The following is an 18,976-nucleotide window of genomic DNA, read 5'->3' on the forward strand; positions in this document are numbered from 1 at the left end:
TATGCTTTATCATCAAAAAACATGTAGTCGATGACTTTACTGAATAATAAAAATTAACTCGTGCAAATAAAAAATATCATTCGAATTCTTGGCTTGCTGGTCGCTCTATTGAGTGTGACCATGCTACCACCCGCTTTAATTGCACTACTCTACCGTGATGGTGGTGGTGTATCTTTTCTTACTGCATTCCTGTTTTGTTTAATTGCAGGTTTACTTGCTTGGTATCCTTTTAAAAATGAAAAAAGTGATTTACGGGCACGTGAAGGCTTTCTTATCGTTGTTTTATTCTGGGTGGTACTTGCTAGTTTCTCTGCTGTTCCGCTCTTACTCTTAGATAACCCGAATTTATCTGTTGCTGATGCTTTTTTTGAATCATTTTCTGGCCTAACCACTACAGGGGCTACCATTTTAAAAGAAATTGATGGACTACCACATGCAGTGCTTTGGTATCGCCAGCAATTACAATGGCTTGGCGGTATGGGGATAATTGTTTTAGCGGTTGCAGTTTTACCCATGTTAGGTATTGGTGGTATGCAGCTTTATCGTGCTGAAACACCTGGACCGGTAAAAGATTCAAAGATGACACCGCGGATTGCCGATACCGCAAAACATTTATGGTATATCTATTTATTTTTAACGATTGCTTGTGCGATTAGTTATTGGGGAGCAGGTATGTCTGCTTTTGATGCTATTTGTCATGCTTTCTCGACGATTGCTATTGGTGGCTATTCAACACATACCGATAGTATGGGGTACTTTAATAGTCCCGCTATTAATTTTGTATGTGTCTTTTTCTTGCTTATTGCAGGTGTGAATTTCGCACTACATTTTGCGGTATTACACAGTCGCTCATTAAAAAATTATTTTTTCGATCCTGAGTTTAAAGTCTTCATTGCTATTCAGTTTGTTTTAACCTTGATCTGTTTAATTGTTCTGTTAGCAACCGGTACCTATGAAGATGGTTTTGAAGCATTCGACCAAGCCTTATTTCAGTCTGTTTCTATTAGCACTACCGCGGGTTTTGCTACAACAAGTTTTGCCGATTGGCCAACATTGCTACCCATCTTATTAATCTTTGCCAGTTTTATTGGTGGCTGTGCAGGTAGTACGGGGGGGGGGATGAAAGTGGTGCGAGTGGTACTTTTATATCTGCAAGGTTTGCGAGAGTTAAACCGTTTAGTTCATCCTAAAGCGGTCTTCACCATAAAATTAGGCCGCAAAGCCTTACCTGATCGTGTTGTTGAGGCGATATGGGGGTTTTTCTCAGCTTATGCCGCTGTCTTTATTATTTGTATGTTGTTACTGCTTGCTACGGGTATGGACGACATCACTGCTTTTACTGCGGTTGCTGCTTGTTTAAATAACTTAGGCCCTGGTTTAGGCGCTGTAGCCGCAAATTTTGCTGAGATCACCGACTTCAGTAAATGGGTATTAATTGTCGCGATGCTTTTTGGTCGTTTAGAGATATTTACTTTACTGGTACTCTTTACCCCAGGCTTTTGGCGCTCTTAGTCATCTATGATTTTTCATCTTTAATAACCAAAAAAGCCAGATATTTCTGGTTTTTTACATTCAATACTACCTCACTCTAATAAAAAGTCAGTGCATCGACATGGAAAAGTTTTTCAACATCATAGATGTAGCGTTTATTGACTAAGAATAAAATAACATGGTCTTCTGACATTATTTTTGTATCTGAGTGAGCAATTAATACTTCATCTTGTCTAACAATAGCGCCAATGGTTGTCCCTGGAGGCAATTTAATGGCTTGAATTGTTTTTCCGACTACTTTTGATGATTTTTCGTCACCTTTAGCAATAATCTCAATAGCTTCAGCAGCACCACCACGTAAGCTGTATACATTATCAATACTACCACGGCGAACATGTGTTAATAGTGCAGAGATAGTGGCATGTTGTGGAGATACGGCAATATCAATCTCACTGCCATGCACTAAATCTATGTAAGCACTGCGTTGAATCAGAACCATCGCTTTACGAACGCCTAAGCGCTTTGCTAATAACGATGACATAATATTCGCTTCATCATCATTGGTGACCGCAATAAATACGTCGAATTGGTCTATGTGTTCTTCAAGTAACAATTCTTGGTCAGAAGAATCACCAATAAAAACTAAAGTATCATTGAGTTCTGAAGCTAAGTATTCAGCGCGCTTTGGCGAACGTTCGATAAGCTTAACTTGATGATTTTTTTCTAAAATTTTAGCTAGCCCAGCACCAATATTACCACCGCCAGCGATCATGATTCTTTTATAAGATGCTTCGAGTTTTTGCAGTTCATTCATCACTGCCCGAATATGAATGGTTGCAGCAATAAAAAATACTTCATCATCGGCTTCAATAACCGTAGTACCAAGCGGTCGAATAGGTTTACCATTACGATAAATAGCGGCAACACGTGTATCAACATTAGGAATATGTTCACGTAAAGTTGAAAGGGCATGGCCTACCAGTAACCCTCCATAATAAGCTTTTACGGCAACCAAGCTCACTTTTCCTTGCGCAAACTCTAAAACTTGTAATGCGCCAGGATAATCAATTAACCGGGCAATATCACGGGTAACTAATTGTTCTGGAGCTATAACATGATCGACAGGAATGTTTTTAGATTGAAAAAGTTCTTTTTGGTAGCGCAATATTTGTGATGAGCGAATACGCGCTATTTTATTCGCGGTATTAAATAACGAATAACAAATCTGGCAGGCGAGCATATTGGTTGCGTCATCGCTACTTACCGCTATGACTAACTCAGCATCTTCAGCGCCTGCTTGTTTTAATATATCAGGATGAGAGCCATTACCAACAACAACTTGCAAGTCCATTTTATCTTGTAATTCATGCAAGGTTTCTGCATTGGTATCAATAATAGTGATGTCGTTACGTTCACCAACCAGGTTTTCTGCTAATGTTCCGCCTACTTGACCTGCACCAATAATAATTATTTTCATAAGTTAACTTTAATTTTCAGTCTTTACAGAGGCAATGTGGAAAGATCAACAGACCCTATTACTTTTTCTAATTTAGCGTAGTAAAAACCGTCCATTGATTGTTCATTTGGCAGTATTTGCCAGCCAATGTCAGTTTTTTCATTTGTTATCTGTACTAATCTAGCATTGTTGTTATCAGATAAAAACTTTTCGATTTGCTGAGTATTTTCTTCAGGCAAAACACTACACGTTGCGTAAAGCAAAATGCCACCGGGTTTAAGCAAAGACCAAATGTTTTCTAATATTTTTTGCTGTAATACCGTAAGCTTTTCAATGTCATCTGCTTTTCTTAACCATTTAATATCAGGGTGGCGGCGAATGACCCCCGTACCTGAACATGGAGCGTCAAGAAGAATACGGTCGAAAAGCTGTCCATCCCACCATTCTTTTGAAGCAGCATCAGCGGTAATAACCTGAGCTGATAAGTTAAGACGTGATAAGTTTTCCTCTACTCTGAGCAAACGGTTTTCTTCAATGTCAATTGCCGTCATTTTTGCTAAATCGGGTGTTAACTCAATAATATGGCAAGTTTTTCCACCAGGGGCCGCACAGCAATCAAGCACAATATCATCTGCTTGGGTATTAAGTAAGATGGCGGCTTGTTGGGCCGCGCCATCTTGAACAGAAACCCAGCCCTCAATAAAACCAGGTAGTTTGTTAACATCAATTGCGTTAACAAGTTTAATCGCCGATGATTTCTCATCAACGAGCTCTACTGGAATATCTTCTTGGTTTAATAAGGCTAAATATTCAGTAACATCATGATGCTGTTGATTAACTCTTAGCCACATAGGAGGGCGTTCTAAATTCGCGGTAAGAATTTCTTGCCATTGCTCAGGATAAGCACTTTGCAGTTTTTTGATGAACCAACTAGGGTGTGAATACTTTATTGGGTCAGGTAAGTTTGCTGCTATTTCAGCCGCACCTTCTTTAGCTAAGTTACGTTGAATATTACGTAAGACACCATTAATTAAACCTCTTAAAAAATCACACTTTAACGGTTTAGTTGCTGCTACCGTTTCACTAACTGCAGCGTGATCAGGAATACGGGTATGTTTTACCTGATAAATACCGACTAAAATTAAAAAGTGACCAACACGTTGTTTACCCTTTAACGGCTTATCCATGAGTTGGCGCAAGTCATACTCAAGTGCGGGTAAGTAGCGTAAAACACCGTAACAAAGTTCCTGTAACAAGCCTTTATCTTTACCTTCTACTTTTGCTTGAGCTTTGGGTAGCTCATCGCTAAGACTTCTGCCTTTATCTACAACAGCAAAACAACACCTTGCCGCCAGGGCTCTAATATTAGTCGCCATTATTTTTCACTCAAATTGTTTGACGTTAAGTTATTGATATTGCTATTTTCAGCAAACCATAGTGCCTTGCCATTTAAGATATCATGTATTGGCAATGGCTTTTTACCGGGTAATTGTAATGACTCTAAGCAAAGAGAACCTGAAGTGGTAGCAACAGTAACGCCATTCTTATTCGCTGAAATTATTGTGCCGGGCATATAATCGTGAGTTTCATTAGAATAACTTGCTTGCCAAATCCTAATACGGTGCTCAGCTTTTTTTTCATCAGTAAAGGTAAATTGTGCAACAGGCCATGGAATATAAGCACGGATCTTACGATGAAGTTCTTCTGCAGATAATTGCCAATTTAGTTCTGCTTCACTTTTATCAAGTTTTGCGGCATAAGTAGATAAGCTATTATCTTGAGGAACAGCGTTATGCTTATTTTCTGCCATTAAATCAAGTGAGCCCAGTAAAGCAGCAGGGCCAATATTGGCTAATTTATCATAGAGAGAAGCGCTAGTATCTTGTTGAGTAATTTCACAGGTTGCTTTTGCTATCATGTCACCGGTATCTAAACCTTTATCCATTTGCATAATAGTCACACCCGTTTCTTTATCGCCCGCTTCTAATGAGCGTTGAATAGGTGCAGCGCCACGCCATTTCGGTAATATAGAACCATGCACATTAACACAGCCTAAACGCGGCGCTTCTAAGATAACCGTCGGTAATAACAAGCCGTAAGCCACTACAACCATAATGTCAGCATTATAGTGGGTCAGCTTTTCTTGATCGCCAGCCTCTTTAAAATTAATGGGTTGCTCAACAACAATATCATGCGCTAATGCGAGTTCCTTAGTAGCACAAGCTGTTAATTTTTTACCACGTCCTGCACGTTTGTCAGGAGGACAGTAAACAGCAACGACTTCATGATGAGAGTTAATAAGTGCCGCTAGATGTTGTGCAGCAAAATCTGGCGTACCAGCAAAAATAATTTTAAGAGCTTTTGACAAGGTTTTATTCCGAATTCTATTAATAAAAAATAATGATTAACTATTGGCTAAACGTGCTTCTTTTTCTAATTTTGCTTTTATCCGCTGGCGTTTCAATGGAGATAAATAATCAACAAATAGTTTACCGTCTAAATGATCTAATTCATGTTGAATGCAAACAGCCAGTAATTCAGTTGCGTTTAAGGTGAACGCGGTACCATCAAGATCGAGTGCTTTAACAGTCACTTCGGTATAGCGGTCAACTTTCGCGTAACAACCCGGTACAGACAAACAGCCTTCTTCATTGATTTCTGTGCTATCGCTATGACTAATGATTTCTGGATTAATCAAGACATAAGCCTGATCTTTATCTTCAGTCACGTTAATAACAACAATACGTTGGTGCACATTAACCTGTGTGGCAGCTAAGCCAACCCCGTTTTCGTCATACATGGTATCGAACATGTCGCTGACAATTTGTTTCACATCACTGTTAATTGTTTCAACAGGTACAGCTTTGGTGCGCAAGCGCTCGTCTGGGAATCTAAGTACGTTTAAAATAGTCATAAATCTTCAAAAAATTCGCGAAAGTTCGCATTGAGTGTTATGTTTCAATTTTAGCCATTAAATATAATTAATAATAGTGGTTTAAGCTAAAAGCTTCATATATCTGTTTAATAGGTGAACTATCATGCTAATACGCAGTTTATTGTTAACACTTAGTTTGTCTTTTTCAGTATTTGTTAGTGCTGATGAGTTAACATTAAATACCAATGCTCCAAAATCTTATATCGTGAAAAAAGGAGACACTTTGTGGGATATTTCGGGAATATTCCTCAAACAGCCTTGGCTATGGCCAAAGCTGTGGCGATTAAACCCTGACATTAATAATCCGCATTTGATATATCCCGGTGAAGAGTTACGGTTAGTTTTTGATGAACAAGGTAAACCGATGTTAGTTCGTGGTAAGCCTGAACTTAAATGGTCGCCTCTTGCTCGCGTACAACTAAAAGATCAGTCTGCTATTTCTAGTTTACCTTTAGAGGTTATTGCGCCTTATATTAAGTACAACAGTATTTTATCTGAAGCTGAAATTGAAAAACTCCCTTATATTTTAGGCAGCGATGAAGGATATAACTCGAGTGTTGATGGTTTTAACCTTTATATTAATGGCGAGTTAGCGCTAGGAAAAGGCTATGCTATATATCAAAAAGAGGAAGCGATATACGATCCCGAAACTGAAGCGCTTTTAGGCTACAATATTCGTGTCGTTGGAACGGGAAAAGTATTACGTTCAGGAGATATCGATAATAAGGTCCCAGCTACCTTGTACGTCGACGGAGCTAAACAAGAAATACGCTCTGGCGATTTCATTATGCCCGTTAATGAAAATCAGCAATATCCTTCTTTTTTTACTTTAAAACCCGCTAATAAGTCATTACGAGGGCTCATTTTAAATAGTGCAAGTGGTGTACGTGAATTTGGAAAACTAGCTGTAGTCATGATTAACCGTGGTGCTGAACATGCTATTGAACAGGGAGATGTTGTCTCGGTAAAGCGAACCAGCCCTGGTGTTGTTGAAACAAGCAATGGCCCAGCGTATAGCCAAGATACATCCCGTTGGAATCGTATAGCAAACGTTGATGATTCTGATTATAAGATGCCAGAAGAAGTGGTGGGTGAAATGATGATTTTTAAAGTGTATCAGCAAGTTAGTTTAGCGTTGGTATTACGTTCAAGTAAACCGCTTAGGTTACAAGATACGGTTACTTCGCCAATGGTTAATTAGCCGTTAAAGAAAAGCCATCATAACGGATAAAAAAGCAACTGTACTTAAGGAGAAGGCAGTGCCGATAACAAAAAATACAGATGTTACCGTTCAACCACGCGATGAACATCACAATAAAAGCGCTAGTCATTATTGGCTGGCGCTTAAACTCATCCCACGTCTCGCTAGCCATAAAAAGTTAACCCTCGTTGAACGCTTTGGGGTAGAAAAGCTTTTCTATCCCTCACAAGAACTATCATCATTAAGCCTGACTCAAAAGCAAGTTGCAGCGATTAGATCGCCTGACTGGCCAAGGATTGCTAACATTATTAATGCGTCTAAACGGTGTGGTAGCATAATAATTCCTTTTACTGACATTCGATACCCTTCAACGCTAAAGCAAATTTATGATCCGCCACTGCTTTTATTTGTACAAGGGAACATTACCTTACTAAATCAACAGCAAATCGCAATGGTGGGGAGTCGAAATGCTAGTATTAACGGTCGAGATAATGCTTTCGAATTTGCTCAGCAGTTAGTTAACGCAGGCTTAGTTATTACCAGTGGTTTAGCGCTAGGTATTGATGGTGCCGCTCATAAAGGTACTCTAGCCGCAAAGGGTAAAACCATTGCGGTTGTTGCTACAGGGTTAGATCAGGTCTACCCAACGAGACATCGGTTATTAGCAAAAAATATTCTAGAGAATGATGGTGCCATTATCAGTGAGTTTTTACCGGGTACTCCCCCTAAACCAGGCTATTTTCCTAAACGTAATCGAATAATTAGTGGTATGAGTATAGGTGTATTAGTGGTTGAAGCTACGATTAGAAGTGGCTCCTTAGTCACTGCTCGTTGTGCTATTGAACAAAATCGTGAAGTTTTTGCTGTGCCCAGCACCATTAATAACCCACAAGCTAAGGGGTGTCATTGGCTCATCAAACAAGGTGCTAAACTTGTCGACGATATTGCCGATATAGTAGATGAAATAGACCTGTTGCCAGAAAGTGGTCTAAACTTAATGATAAATATAACGAAAGGACAATCGTTTGAAAAAAGTGAAAAACAACACTTGTTTAACGATGCATTGTTAGCTAGTGTGGGTTATGAAATCACGCCCGTAGATATTGTGGTTTCCCGAAGTAAATTACCTATAAATGAAGTATTAACTCGGTTAACAATGTTAGAGCTTAAAGGTCTGGTTGCTATGGTTCCAGGTGGTTATCTAAGAGTAAAATGAGGGCTAATTATGTTTGATATCCTGATGTATCTTTTTGAAAATTATATACATAGTGAAGCCGAAATAATGGTGGATCAAGAGTCACTAACTGATGAACTTACCCGAGCAGGTTTTCATCAAGACGAAATATATAAGGCGTTAAGTTGGCTAGAGAAACTAGCTGCATTGCAAGACACTGATGCTTACCCATACTTAACACGAGTAGGGCGTCGTTCAGTTCGTGTTTATACCGATGATGAAATGCAACTACTTGACGTAGAATGCCGAGGTTTTCTGTTATTCCTAGAACAAGTCAATGTCCTTGATTTTACGACGCGGGAAATGGTTATTGACCGAGTAATGGAATTAGACACGAAGTTCTTTTCGATTGACGACTTAAAGTGGGTTGTACTTATGGTCTTGTTTAATGTGCCAGGTAAGGAAAATGCTTATTCACAAATGGAAGACCTCATTTTTGATGAGCAAGAAGGTCCATTACACTAAGTATCAATCGTAATGTTCGCTTACACCTTACTAATCATGGCATAATGATATTAACAATATTCTAGTGAATGCATTATGCCTAATTCCGATAAACCTTTATTTTCACAACATGAACACGCGTTAGAAAAAGCGTATGAGGTATGTCCTGAGTGTGGCAGTGAAATTGTTATAAAGAATAGTAAGTCCGGAAAATTCTTTGGTTGCGCTTCCTATCCTACTTGTGATTTTACCCGTCCTATTGTTGAACATGAACGTCTTGAAGATCAAATTTTGGCAGGTACTCAATGCCCAGAGTGTCAACATGAACTTGCGGTGAAACAAGGCCGATATGGTATGTTTATCGGTTGTTCTAATTATCCCCAGTGTCATCATATTGAAGATACTAGCGGTCAAGAAGATGCTGGTGTAGCCTGCCCACAGTGTCAGAAAAAGGGCAAGCAAGCTGAATTAATCGAGCGTACCAATCGCTACGGCAAAACATTTTATTCCTGTGAACAATACCCCAAATGCAAGTATGTTGTGAACTATCCTCCGGTTGCAGAAAAATGTCCGGAGTGTCAGTGGTCTATTTTAGTCAGGCGAAAAATGGCAAGTGGTAACGTTTTAGTCTGCCCAGAAAAGAAATGTACCTATAAGCGTAAAGAGATATAATGCGCGCAATTATTTAACTAAACTTCTGGAGAGAGAAAATGTCATCAACTTTTGTTGCAATATTAATGGGCTCAGATTCTGACTTACCTGTTATGCAAGCTACTATCAGCGTTTTAAAAACATTTGGTATTGAGCACGAAGTCCGTGTTCGCTCAGCACATAGAACACCTGATGCTGCCAAGGCTTATGTAAAAGATGCGGAAGAACGCGGTTGTAAAGTTTTTATCTGTGCTGCTGGCTTAGCGGCTCATTTAGCTGGTGCTGTTGCTGGAATGACAACTCGTCCAGTTATTGGTGTGCCAATTGACAACGGACCATTACAGGGGCACGACGCATTACTGTCAACGGTCATGATGCCGGGCGGCATTCCGGTTGCTACGGTTGCTATTGGTAAAGCTGGCGCTAAAAATGCGGGTTACTTAGCCGCACAAATTTTAGGTGTTGCTGACCAATCAATTGCAGAAAAAGTAAAAGAAGAGCGTGCCGCTAATGTGATTGCTTTACTTGCTAAAGATGAAGCGATGCAGGCAAAGTTAGGCTAAATTTTAATTTTAATTTTTACTTTTTACTTGTAAAAGCCAGCGACATGCTGGTTTTTTTATACCTAAAATTCACTATCGTATTTGTGTCTACAGGTCGCTATGAGTAAATGCAGGCAATGTTGATACAACCCCATTAGACCAAAGGATGATTTTTAAACCCAATAATAGGCGTAAACTATTCTTCATTGTGTGTAAAAAATTAAGTGGCATATATAGCTACCTGCACTGTTATTATAATGAGGAACATCGATGAACAATATATATAGCCAAGGCTTAGACAAAGTTGCTGCTAATAGCCAACCTTTAACTCCTATTAACTTTTTAAACAGAACGGCCGATGTTCACCCTGAGCGTGTTGCCATTATTCACGGTAAGCAAAAAATTACTTATCGTGAATATCGTCAAAATGTTCGACGTTTAGCATCTGCTTTAATGCAGCGCGGCGTTAAGCCGGGTAATACTGTTGCCATTATGGCAGCTAATATTCCCGCCTTTTTAGATGCTCATTATGGTGTACCGCTAACAGGTGCTGTATTACATTCGATAAATATTCGTTTAGATGCTGAATGTATTGCCTTCCTTTTTGATCATGGCGAATGCGATGTGCTTTTAACTGATACCGCATTTTCAAGTGTCGTAAAAAAAGCTTTAACACTATGTTCAAGAAAGCCTTTGATTATTGATATTGACGATGTAATGAGTGAGGGGGGTGAACGCTTGGGTTGTATTGAATATCAAGACTTACTTGCTGAAGGTAATGAAAATTTTATCGGTAATTTAATCCATGATGAATGGCAGGCGCTGGCGCTAAATTACACCTCAGGAACGACGGGTAACCCAAAAGGTGTGGTGTATTCTCATCGAGGTGCTTATTTAAACGCTGTTGGTAATAACATGATATGGCCATTAGGTAATAACGCCATTTACCTTTGGACATTACCTATGTTTCATTGCAATGGTTGGTGTTTCCCGTGGACCGTTGTTGCTATGGGTGGCACCCAAGTATGCTTAAGGCAAGTGGAAGTTGGGGCCATTATTGAAAGTTTAATCGAGCATAAGGTCAGTCACTTTTGTGGTGCACCGATTGTCTTGAATATGATTTTAAATGCAGACAAAGCACTATTAGCAGAAATACCCCGTGGTATTAATATAATGACAGCAGGTGCACCACCACCACCGTCAGTTATCAAAGGTATGGAAACGATGGGTTTTGATATTACTCAAGGCTATGGTTTAACCGAAGTGTATGGCCCTTGTGTCGTGAGTGAGTGGAAAGATGGGTGGAATGATAAGAGTGACGATGAACGAGCTGCGTTAAAAGCACGTCAAGGTGTGCGTTATCCAACGCAAGAAGAAGTCGATGTTTTAGACCCCAACACTATGCAGCCTGTGCTCTGTAATGCCGAAACCATTGGTGAAATAATGTTTCGTGGTAATACCATGATGAAAGGCTATTTAAAAAATTATAAAGCCACCAATGAGGCATTTAAACATGGTTGGTTTCATTCAGGGGATTTAGCCGTTAAGCATCCCGACGGTTATATTGAGATACGAGATCGTTCGAAAGATATCATTATTTCAGGGGGAGAAAATATATCCTCTGTTGAAATAGAGAGTGTGTTATATCAACACCCTGATATTTTAGAGGCTGCGGTGGTTGCTAAAAAAGATGATAAATGGGGAGAAACCCCTTGTGCCTTCGTGACTTTAAAGCGCGGGAGAAACGTTTCAGAGGAAGATATTATTAACTTCTGCCGAGAGCATATGGCTACATTTAAAGCGCCTAAAAGCATTGTATTTAGCGATTTACCAAAAACCTCTACAGGTAAAGTGCAGAAGTTTGTTTTACGCGAAAAAGTGAAAAACCTTTCCTAAACGCTCAGGTGTTTAATTCCACAGATATAATTTTATTTACTTGGAATTAAACACTTATTTTATCTCTTAGATAAAGGCCGTATAATCGTTATATCACTCCTTTATTTCATTTTTATCTATGATGACTTCTGCCGAAGAAGCTTATTGCCAAGGTGGCATTATTGCTTACCCAACCGAAGCCGTATTTGGTTTAGGTTGCGATCCTGACAATTTACAAGCGATTGAAAAACTACTTAGCATTAAAAAACGCTCACCAGAGAAGGGCTTAATTTTACTTGCCGCTAACTATTCTCAATTATTGCCCTATATTGACGACAGCAAAATACCGCAAGATAAGCGCTATAGCATACTCTCTCGTTGGCCTGACGGTATTACGCAGTTAGTCCCCAAAAACATTCAAACGAATATGTTACTGACTGGATGTTTTTCTACCATAGCGGTGCGATTAACGAGCCAACCTGATGTTGTCGCGTTATGTAATCGGCTAAATAAACCTATTGTCTCCACAAGTGCTAACTTATCAGGAGAGCAACCAGCAAGAACTTGGCAAGAGGTTGAACAAAAACTATCAGATGAAATTGATTTCATCATAAAAGGGAATACGTTAGGTTATACTCAACCTTCAAAAATAATTGATGCACTGACCGGAGAGATCATTCGCGTATGAGCCAAGTAAGTATAGAAACAGTCATTGAATTTTTAAAATCATTGCAAGACAACATTTGTTCAGCATTAGAAACTGCTGATGGCAGCGGGCAATTTATTGAAGACAACTGGGTGCGCGCTGAAGGTGGTGGTGGTCGCACGAGAGTATTAACTGATGGAAGCATTATCGAACAAGGTGGTGTTAATTTCTCTGAAGTTTCAGGTGATAAATTACCCCCCTCAGCAAGTGCTCATCGTCCTGAATTGGCCGGGAGAACCTGGCGAGCTTGTGGTGTTTCATTAGTTATTCACCCTAAAAATCCTCATATCCCAACATCACACGCCAACGTACGTTTTTTTATTGCTGAAAAAGAAGGTGAAGAGCCCGTTTGGTGGTTTGGTGGCGGTTTTGATTTAACGCCTTTTTATCCAGTCAAAGAAGATGTTGTTCATTGGCACCAAACCGCAAAATCACTTTGTCAGCCTTTTGGTGAAGATGTTTATAATGAGCATAAAAAGTGGTGTGATGAATATTTCTATTTAAAACATAGAGATGAAACACGTGGTGTTGGTGGCTTATTTTTTGATGATTTGAATCAATGGGATTTTGACACCTGTTTAAACTACATTAAAGCGGTTGGCCAGGGGTTTATTGATGCTTATGTTCCTATTATTGAAAAAAGAAAGCTTAATGAGTTTTCAGAGCAACAACGCCAATTTCAGTTATATCGTCGTGGTCGTTATGTTGAATTTAATTTGGTCTTTGACCGCGGCACTCTATTTGGTTTGCAATCAGGTGGTCGCACAGAATCAATATTAATGTCGATGCCACCACTTGCGCGTTGGGAATATAACTATCAACCTGACCCGACAAGCAAAGAAGCTGAGCTAGCATCTTATCTAGTGCCACAAAACTGGTTAGTAGAGTCATAGATATGAAAAAAAATAAGCCTCTTGGATTTTTCTCCCGATTAGCTCCTGCAACAAAAAATAGTTGGGCTGGTTTTAAAGCGGCGTACAAATATGAAATGGCATTTCGTCAAGAGGTGCTCTTATTTATTACGACCACACCGTTGGCCATTTGGCTGGCTAATGGTTTTATCGAGTTCGTTTTACTGATGTCGGGTATTGTTATTATTTTTATCGCCGAGTTACTCAACTCAGCGATAGAAACTGTTGTCGACCGTATAGGCGTTGAGCGCCATGAACTGAGTGGCAGAGCAAAAGATCTTGGCTCTGCGGCTGTGTTTGTCGCATTGTGTTATTTTGCTTTGGTTTGGCTTTATAAAATATATACTCTACTCTGATAAAGAGTATACGAAACATAAACCACACAAATATAAAGCGAGAGCAAATGCCTCTCGCTTTTTTATGTTCAGGATGAACGGTATAACGCGGTGCTATGGATGGCAAAGAGCGTATATGCAACTACTTTTGATAAAACCGTGACATTTCTAATAATGCTTCTTGAACATAGTTAATGTTAATTATAGCCTGCTTATCTTCTTGGTATTTATCATCAAAAATAGTGAAATTTCCTAATCTATCAAGTTCGTAAAGGTGCTTTTCCGATTTAATTGCGTAATATCCACCTCGACCTAAAAATAGCCAAGGTAAAGCGGCTTCTTGCTTGAACAAAGATACTCCACTACTGTAATCACTTGCCTGATTAGTTACCCCTAATGCTTCTGACATCAGTGTTGGCACAATATTTAAATGGCTTGTTTGATAATTAATTACAGCTGGCGTTTTGTTTGGCCAATGAATAATAAGGGGTACTGCAGTCTGGTATTTTGAATAATTACTATTGTGACCCCAATAACCTAACTTGCTATCATTAAACTCTTCACCGTGGTCACTAGTAATAATAACAATAGTGTTGTCTAGTTTCCCTGTTAATGAGTCAAGTACTTCACCAACTTTACCATCAATATAATGCAATGAATTTTTATACAGATTAATAAAAGGTTCCGCGTCGTAATTATCATTTAAGGCAAGAAAATTTACTTCATCTAGGCTCGGTTTAAAAAGCTTTTTATAATCATCAGGCAAAGAAAAGCCATGAGCTGAATCGAAAAATAATAAGCTAAAACTGGGTTTTTTTTGTGAATTATTACTTGACCAATCTAAGTAGTCTTTCGTTAATTTTTCATCGCGTTGCCAAGGTTTATTACCTTCTGATGTGAGCCTTAAAGAAGGAATATTAGAAAAAAGGGTTTGATCAAATTCAGGTAACGTTAATTTAGCACTGGCAAAAATTTGAGCTTGATAACCTTGATTAATTAACGTTTCCATCAGTACTGGGCTTTGTTGTTCTTTTAAAACACTATCCCAATAACTACCCGGTATGCCATACATTAACGAGAACATGCCATGGCGAGTATTGTTACTACCACTGTAGTGGTTTAAGTACTGCAAAGATTTTTCCTTAAAAGCAAATATGTTAGGAGTCAATGTCTGTGAAACCATATTTGCCCGCCATGAATCAATAACAATCATAATAATATTAAACTTTGATTCTGTTTCTGTTACTGCAATTTCAGCGAGAGGATAATCCAGATTACTTTTGACTTTATTATGCTTGAGCAGTGACTGCGTTTTATGTGCTTTAACATCAAGTAAACCATACTTCGCCATCAAAGATTTAGCCGTTGTAGGGTAAGCTAAAGGAAGTAATTTACTTTGCTTGGTAATGTCTCTGTTATAGGTTCCATCCCCCCAAATGTGAATGATATGGCTAGATAAAATACATAAGGGAATTAAATAAAGAAATGCTTTGTGGTTTTTTTTATCCTTGTCTATATACCAAGTTACGGCTTTTACAATACAGTACTGTCCTATTAAAACGACAGTGATTAAGCCAAGTATAATGAGCCACATTGACATTGGAAATGAAATTATCTCACTACCCCCAGCAATAAATAACTCTATGACCATCGCATTGATATGAAATCGATATAATTGATAAATAAAGGTATCAGCGAGTAATGCTGTTAATCCGATGCAACTTAAAAGTAGCGCACTATAAATGACAAGTTGTTTTTTATTCGTAATCTTTGCCAACAGGTATAGAGGTAGGCTAGCTATAAAAGACAATAGACCTAATTGGCCAATACCTTGGGTTAGACCAAATAAAATACCAATAAAGCTGTCGGGTATCGTTTGGCTTTGATAAAAACGTGATCCTATGAGTAAAGCGACAACAATATTACAAAGGCTATATAGCGTGAGCCAATTATAGAGGTAAGTTCTATATGCAGTTTTTTGAGAGAACAATATGTTAAAAGATCCTTATTTTATCTAGGGACACAGCATAACATAGCTTTTTAAAATCAGTCTAGTGATGGGAAAAGTTAAAACAAAGCGATTTAATTGCGCTAGGTCAAGTTTTTATTTTTAGGTATCTATAAAATCGGCGTCATTAAATATCACAAGATAAATAGGGACTACTCTCATGAAAAAAAGTTTACTCACATTAGCTGTTTTATCCTCTCTTTTTATAACTGCAATGGCTGCAGATTATAAAGCCGGAGATTTTGTTGTACGTGGTGGTGCTACCATGGTTAACCCAGACAGCGACAAATCAGGTGTTTATGTTGAAGCACTCGGTGGTAATACACCGTTATCTGTGACGGTTGATGACAATACTCAACTGGGTTTAAATTTTGTTTATTTTTACGATAACAATTGGGCTATAGAAGTTTTAGCGGCGACACCATTTACTCATGATATCACCATTCATGATCCTCAAAGTATTTCTGGTGGACTATTTGGCGCAAATGTTGACGGCGCAACTTTAGCTGAAGTAACTCAGTTACCGCCAACAATTAGTGCACTATATTACTTTGATAATGCTTCAAGTGTTAAGCCTTACGTTGGTGTTGGTGTTAACTACACAATATTTTTTGATGAAGACTTCAAAAGTACGCCTGAAAATCTAGGATTTAACGATTTAGAACTCGATGGTTCATTTGGCTTTTCATTACAAGTTGGCGCAGATTACCTGATCAATGATAAATGGCATATAAATGCTTCTGCTCGTTATATTGATATTAATACCGACGCTACCTTCCAAATTGGTGACATTAAAGGCTCGGCATCAGTAGACGTTGATCCGATGGTTTATTCAATCATGTTAGGTTACAAGTTTTAACATTACCCATAGCGATAATACTCAATAACCTTACTAAGGCAGTCACTTTTTATATAAAAGTTACTGCCTTTTTTATATTCATCATGGCTTTATTACGATAATCTTAAGTATGATTTCTTACTCAGTGCCTCATATGGATCAATATCGCGTTTTTGGTAACCCTATTAAACAATCACGTTCACCGATTATTCATCAATCTTTTGCTCAACAAACTCAACAGCAACTTAACTATCAAAGTGAATATGTCGCATTAGATCAATTTGAAAAAACGATAAATGCTTTTATGAAAAGTGGTGCTAAAGGTGCAAACATTACCTCACCGTTTAAAGAGCAAGCTATGGCATTATGTGATCATCTAACCGAACGTGCTGAACTTGCCGGCGCGGTGAATACGTTATCTTTTGCTAATGGAAAGATATTTGGAGATAACACTGATGGGGAAGGGCTTGTACAAGACTTGCTTAACCATAATGTTTCATTAAAGAATAGTCGCATATTATTACTGGGCGCTGGTGGGGCCGCTAAAGGCGTAGTTCTACCGTTATTAGCACAAGCACCACGGGTCATTGTTATAGCGAACAGAACCGTGAGTAAAGCAGAAGCACTCATTAAAAAGTTTAAAAACGATAAACTTTTTGCTGCAGGGTTTGATACGCTAGGTAAAGCAAAGTTTGATCTTATTATCAATGCAACCTCAGCAAGCCTAACCGGGACAATTCCACCTATACCAACAGAACTTGTCACCAATACTCATTGCTACGATATGGTGTATGGAAAAGAACTGACCCCCTTTTTAGCTTGGGCGAAAGTAAATGGCGCAACTAAAGTTATTGACGGTTTAGGCATGTTGGTAGGGCAAGCGGCAGAAAGCTTCAGGATTTGGCGAAACGTATTACCTGAAGCAGCGCCAGTATTAAATAAACTGAGAAAAGAAGGTTAAAGATGAATCAGCAAATAATCTTCAACGATGATATATCCTTTGATGATAGTGAAAAAGGCTGGGTATTTACAGGATTGCTGTCAGGAGAACGTATTAGTATCCTCATTAAATGTAAAAAGCATGATGAACTTACTGATGAGTTGAAATTTAACTTAGAAGAAATTATTGAAGAATGGCTCGAAGATAATGAGCCATTGTCTGGTAGTAGAATAGAAGTAGTCTACACGTAGAAAGTCTATTAACGACTACTGAGCAAGATACTCATTTTTAAGCTCAACATAATTGCGAGCCGATTGACTGAGAAATGCTTGTTCACTCTCTTTTAACAACCTCATTTTTTTCACAGGATTACCGACATACAAGTAACCACTCTCTAATGTTTTATGAGGAGGAACTAACGAGCCGGCGCCAATAAAAACATCATCCTCAATAACAGCACCATCCATAACAATGGCCCCCATACCCACGAGTATTCGATTACCTAATATGCAACCATGTAGCATACACTTATGACCAACAGTAACATCTTCGCCGATGATTAAAGGATTACCGTTAGGGTTCGCCGCACTTTTACGGGTTACATGTAATACTGTTCCGTCTTGGATGTTCGTTCTATCCCCAATACTAATTGTATTAACATCACCTCTCGCTGCAACTAAAGGCCAAATGCTTACATCGTTGCCTATCGTTATATCACCAACAAGTATCGAAGACTCATCAACATAGACATTTTGCCCCAATTTAGGCGATATTTTATTATACATACGAAATTTAGTTTTATTCATAATAACCATTAGGTAGTGAACTATTCATTTATCTTAGCAAATAAGTACAAAAGGGTGAGAAAATATAACTTATTAAAGGTATTAATTTAAATAAGCAGTAGTCAGTATAATTATGCGTCTAGGATTACATGGTTAATAAATAGTATATTTGTTCGAATAAACCTCAATAAAAATAGGGCTTGTATGTTAATCGAACGAATGAGAACTTAATTCAAAGTTATGACAAAAAAGGGTTGACGCCCAGCGAGAAATGTCTAGAATGCGCTCCAGTTCCAAGGGGTAACCCAAAGGGCTGTTTTGATAAGTTAACTTCTCTTTATAAGAGCTAAATGGTTAACTTAACGTTTTAAAATGAAATCTGAATTAACTTCAAATTAAATTAAATAAAACGTTGACATCGAAACTGAGGAGCGTATCATGCGCATCTCGCTTCAGGCAAGGCCTGCAGCAATGGAGCAACGCTCCAAAGGTATAAACAAATGGGTTTTATATCTAACTCTTTACTTTGAGTAAATGAGTTTTTCTTTAACAATTAGTTATCATGCAATTTGTGTGGACACTCACATTACATTGATTTTACATAGTCGGTTCTTAATTCTCTCA

Annotated in this window: 19 protein-coding genes; 13 read left to right on the plus strand and 6 right to left on the minus strand. The window is 38.5% G+C overall.

The features are described 5' to 3' along the window. The first annotated feature begins 60 nt into the window (after nucleotides 1-60). Nucleotides 61-1,512, plus strand: a complete 1,452-nt coding sequence (locus H4J52_RS08605) for a TrkH family potassium uptake protein (protein ID WP_182179706.1) — start codon at nucleotides 61-63, stop codon at nucleotides 1,510-1,512. Nucleotides 1,513-1,588: 76 nt separating this feature from the next. Here the strand turns inward: H4J52_RS08605 and trkA are convergent, their stop codons facing one another. From trkA to def, 4 genes are read right to left on the minus strand one after another with little or no spacing between them, the layout of a single operon-like run. Beyond that, entirely contained in the window at nucleotides 1,589-2,968 is a 1,380-nt protein-coding gene (gene trkA, locus H4J52_RS08610) for a Trk system potassium transporter TrkA (RefSeq protein ID WP_182179704.1), read from the minus strand. A 23-nt stretch (nucleotides 2,969-2,991) separates the two neighbouring features. Beyond that, nucleotides 2,992-4,323, minus strand: coding sequence for a 16S rRNA (cytosine(967)-C(5))-methyltransferase RsmB (gene rsmB, locus H4J52_RS08615; RefSeq protein WP_182179703.1), 1,332 nt, complete (start codon nucleotides 4,321-4,323; stop codon nucleotides 2,992-2,994). Beyond that, complete coding sequence (gene fmt, locus H4J52_RS08620; RefSeq protein WP_182179701.1) at nucleotides 4,323-5,315, minus strand: methionyl-tRNA formyltransferase; 993 nt, start codon at nucleotides 5,313-5,315, stop codon at nucleotides 4,323-4,325. Before fmt ends, rsmB begins: the two co-directional genes overlap by 1 nt. 36 nt (nucleotides 5,316-5,351) lie before the next feature. After that, entirely contained in the window at nucleotides 5,352-5,861 is a 510-nt protein-coding gene (gene def, locus H4J52_RS08625; RefSeq protein WP_182179699.1) for a peptide deformylase, read from the minus strand. A 124-nt stretch (nucleotides 5,862-5,985) separates the two neighbouring features. On the opposite strand from def, the gene H4J52_RS08630 reads away from it, so the two are divergent. From H4J52_RS08630 to H4J52_RS08670, 9 genes are all read left to right on the plus strand, one after another. Next, complete coding sequence (locus tag H4J52_RS08630) at nucleotides 5,986-7,083, plus strand: LysM peptidoglycan-binding domain-containing protein (RefSeq protein WP_182179697.1); 1,098 nt, start codon at nucleotides 5,986-5,988, stop codon at nucleotides 7,081-7,083. A gap of 58 nt (nucleotides 7,084-7,141) precedes the next feature. Continuing rightward, entirely contained in the window at nucleotides 7,142-8,299 is a 1,158-nt protein-coding gene (gene dprA, locus H4J52_RS08635; protein WP_310649612.1) for a DNA-processing protein DprA, read from the plus strand. A gap of 9 nt (nucleotides 8,300-8,308) precedes the next feature. Then, nucleotides 8,309-8,782 carry a DUF494 family protein gene (locus H4J52_RS08640; protein WP_182179695.1) on the plus strand — a complete coding sequence of 158 codons (474 nt, stop codon included), beginning with the start codon at nucleotides 8,309-8,311 and terminating at the stop codon, nucleotides 8,780-8,782. A 75-nt stretch (nucleotides 8,783-8,857) separates the two neighbouring features. Further along, nucleotides 8,858-9,433, plus strand: a complete 576-nt coding sequence (locus H4J52_RS08645) for a topoisomerase DNA-binding C4 zinc finger domain-containing protein (protein ID WP_182179693.1) — start codon at nucleotides 8,858-8,860, stop codon at nucleotides 9,431-9,433. Nucleotides 9,434-9,471: 38 nt separating this feature from the next. Next, nucleotides 9,472-9,975 (plus strand): 5-(carboxyamino)imidazole ribonucleotide mutase, encoded by a 504-nt coding sequence (purE, locus tag H4J52_RS08650; RefSeq protein WP_182179691.1) that lies wholly within the window; start codon nucleotides 9,472-9,474, stop codon nucleotides 9,973-9,975. A gap of 249 nt (nucleotides 9,976-10,224) precedes the next feature. Next, nucleotides 10,225-11,850 (plus strand): acyl-CoA synthetase, encoded by a 1,626-nt coding sequence (locus tag H4J52_RS08655; RefSeq protein WP_182179689.1) that lies wholly within the window; start codon nucleotides 10,225-10,227, stop codon nucleotides 11,848-11,850. A gap of 118 nt (nucleotides 11,851-11,968) precedes the next feature. Next, nucleotides 11,969-12,517 (plus strand): Sua5/YciO/YrdC/YwlC family protein, encoded by a 549-nt coding sequence (locus H4J52_RS08660; protein ID WP_182224517.1) that lies wholly within the window; start codon nucleotides 11,969-11,971, stop codon nucleotides 12,515-12,517. Continuing rightward, nucleotides 12,514-13,428: an oxygen-dependent coproporphyrinogen oxidase gene (gene hemF, locus H4J52_RS08665; RefSeq protein ID WP_182179685.1), complete on the plus strand. Its 915-nt coding sequence runs from the start codon at nucleotides 12,514-12,516 to the stop codon at nucleotides 13,426-13,428. The genes H4J52_RS08660 and hemF overlap by 4 nt, the downstream gene beginning before the upstream one ends. Before the next feature lie 2 nt (nucleotides 13,429-13,430). After that, nucleotides 13,431-13,802: a diacylglycerol kinase gene (locus H4J52_RS08670; protein WP_182179683.1), complete on the plus strand. Its 372-nt coding sequence runs from the start codon at nucleotides 13,431-13,433 to the stop codon at nucleotides 13,800-13,802. Between the two features lie 121 nt (nucleotides 13,803-13,923). Here the strand turns inward: H4J52_RS08670 and H4J52_RS08675 are convergent, their stop codons facing one another. Further along, entirely contained in the window at nucleotides 13,924-15,771 is a 1,848-nt protein-coding gene (locus tag H4J52_RS08675; RefSeq protein WP_182224518.1) for a DUF3413 domain-containing protein, read from the minus strand. 178 nt (nucleotides 15,772-15,949) lie between these two features. On the opposite strand from H4J52_RS08675, the gene H4J52_RS08680 reads away from it, so the two are divergent. The 3 genes from H4J52_RS08680 (at nucleotide 15,950) to H4J52_RS08690 (ending at nucleotide 17,818) form a co-directional block, all read left to right on the plus strand. After that, nucleotides 15,950-16,648, plus strand: coding sequence for an OmpW family protein (locus tag H4J52_RS08680; protein WP_182179679.1), 699 nt, complete (start codon nucleotides 15,950-15,952; stop codon nucleotides 16,646-16,648). A 133-nt stretch (nucleotides 16,649-16,781) separates the two neighbouring features. After that, entirely contained in the window at nucleotides 16,782-17,588 is an 807-nt protein-coding gene (gene aroE, locus H4J52_RS08685; protein ID WP_182179677.1) for a shikimate dehydrogenase, read from the plus strand. A 2-nt stretch (nucleotides 17,589-17,590) separates the two neighbouring features. Then, entirely contained in the window at nucleotides 17,591-17,818 is a 228-nt protein-coding gene (locus H4J52_RS08690; protein ID WP_182179675.1) for a hypothetical protein, read from the plus strand. A 15-nt stretch (nucleotides 17,819-17,833) separates the two neighbouring features. On the opposite strand, the gene H4J52_RS08695 is transcribed toward H4J52_RS08690, so the two are convergent. Continuing rightward, a complete protein-coding gene (locus H4J52_RS08695) occupies nucleotides 17,834-18,373 on the minus strand; it encodes a gamma carbonic anhydrase family protein (protein WP_182179673.1) in 540 nt (179 codons plus the stop codon). Nucleotides 18,374-18,976: the final 603 nt, after the last annotated feature.

It is taken from the genome of Colwellia sp. MB02u-14, from assembly GCF_014076915.1.
Lineage (GTDB): Bacteria > Pseudomonadota > Gammaproteobacteria > Enterobacterales > Alteromonadaceae > Colwellia_A.

Excerpts from the sequence above, each read along its gene's own strand:
- H4J52_RS08660 (WP_182224517.1), top strand. The coding sequence starts at position 11,969 with ATGATGACTTCTGCCGAAGAAGCTTATTGCCAAGGTGGCATTATTGCT.
- H4J52_RS08645 (WP_182179693.1), top strand. The coding sequence starts at position 8,858 with ATGCCTAATTCCGATAAACCTTTATTTTCACAACATGAACACGCGTTA.
- trkA (WP_182179704.1), bottom strand. The coding sequence starts at position 2,968 with ATGAAAATAATTATTATTGGTGCAGGTCAAGTAGGCGGAACATTAGCA.
- H4J52_RS08680 (WP_182179679.1), top strand. The coding sequence starts at position 15,950 with ATGAAAAAAAGTTTACTCACATTAGCTGTTTTATCCTCTCTTTTTATA.
- hemF (WP_182179685.1), top strand. The coding sequence starts at position 12,514 with ATGAGCCAAGTAAGTATAGAAACAGTCATTGAATTTTTAAAATCATTG.
- H4J52_RS08640 (WP_182179695.1), top strand. The coding sequence starts at position 8,309 with ATGTTTGATATCCTGATGTATCTTTTTGAAAATTATATACATAGTGAA.
- def (WP_182179699.1), bottom strand. The coding sequence starts at position 5,861 with ATGACTATTTTAAACGTACTTAGATTCCCAGACGAGCGCTTGCGCACC.
- H4J52_RS08655 (WP_182179689.1), top strand. The coding sequence starts at position 10,225 with ATGAACAATATATATAGCCAAGGCTTAGACAAAGTTGCTGCTAATAGC.
- aroE (WP_182179677.1), top strand. The coding sequence starts at position 16,782 with ATGGATCAATATCGCGTTTTTGGTAACCCTATTAAACAATCACGTTCA.
- H4J52_RS08695 (WP_182179673.1), bottom strand. The coding sequence starts at position 18,373 with ATGAATAAAACTAAATTTCGTATGTATAATAAAATATCGCCTAAATTG.
- rsmB (WP_182179703.1), bottom strand. The coding sequence starts at position 4,323 with ATGGCGACTAATATTAGAGCCCTGGCGGCAAGGTGTTGTTTTGCTGTT.
- H4J52_RS08690 (WP_182179675.1), top strand. The coding sequence starts at position 17,591 with ATGAATCAGCAAATAATCTTCAACGATGATATATCCTTTGATGATAGT.
- H4J52_RS08630 (WP_182179697.1), top strand. The coding sequence starts at position 5,986 with ATGCTAATACGCAGTTTATTGTTAACACTTAGTTTGTCTTTTTCAGTA.
- H4J52_RS08670 (WP_182179683.1), top strand. The coding sequence starts at position 13,431 with ATGAAAAAAAATAAGCCTCTTGGATTTTTCTCCCGATTAGCTCCTGCA.
- purE (WP_182179691.1), top strand. The coding sequence starts at position 9,472 with ATGTCATCAACTTTTGTTGCAATATTAATGGGCTCAGATTCTGACTTA.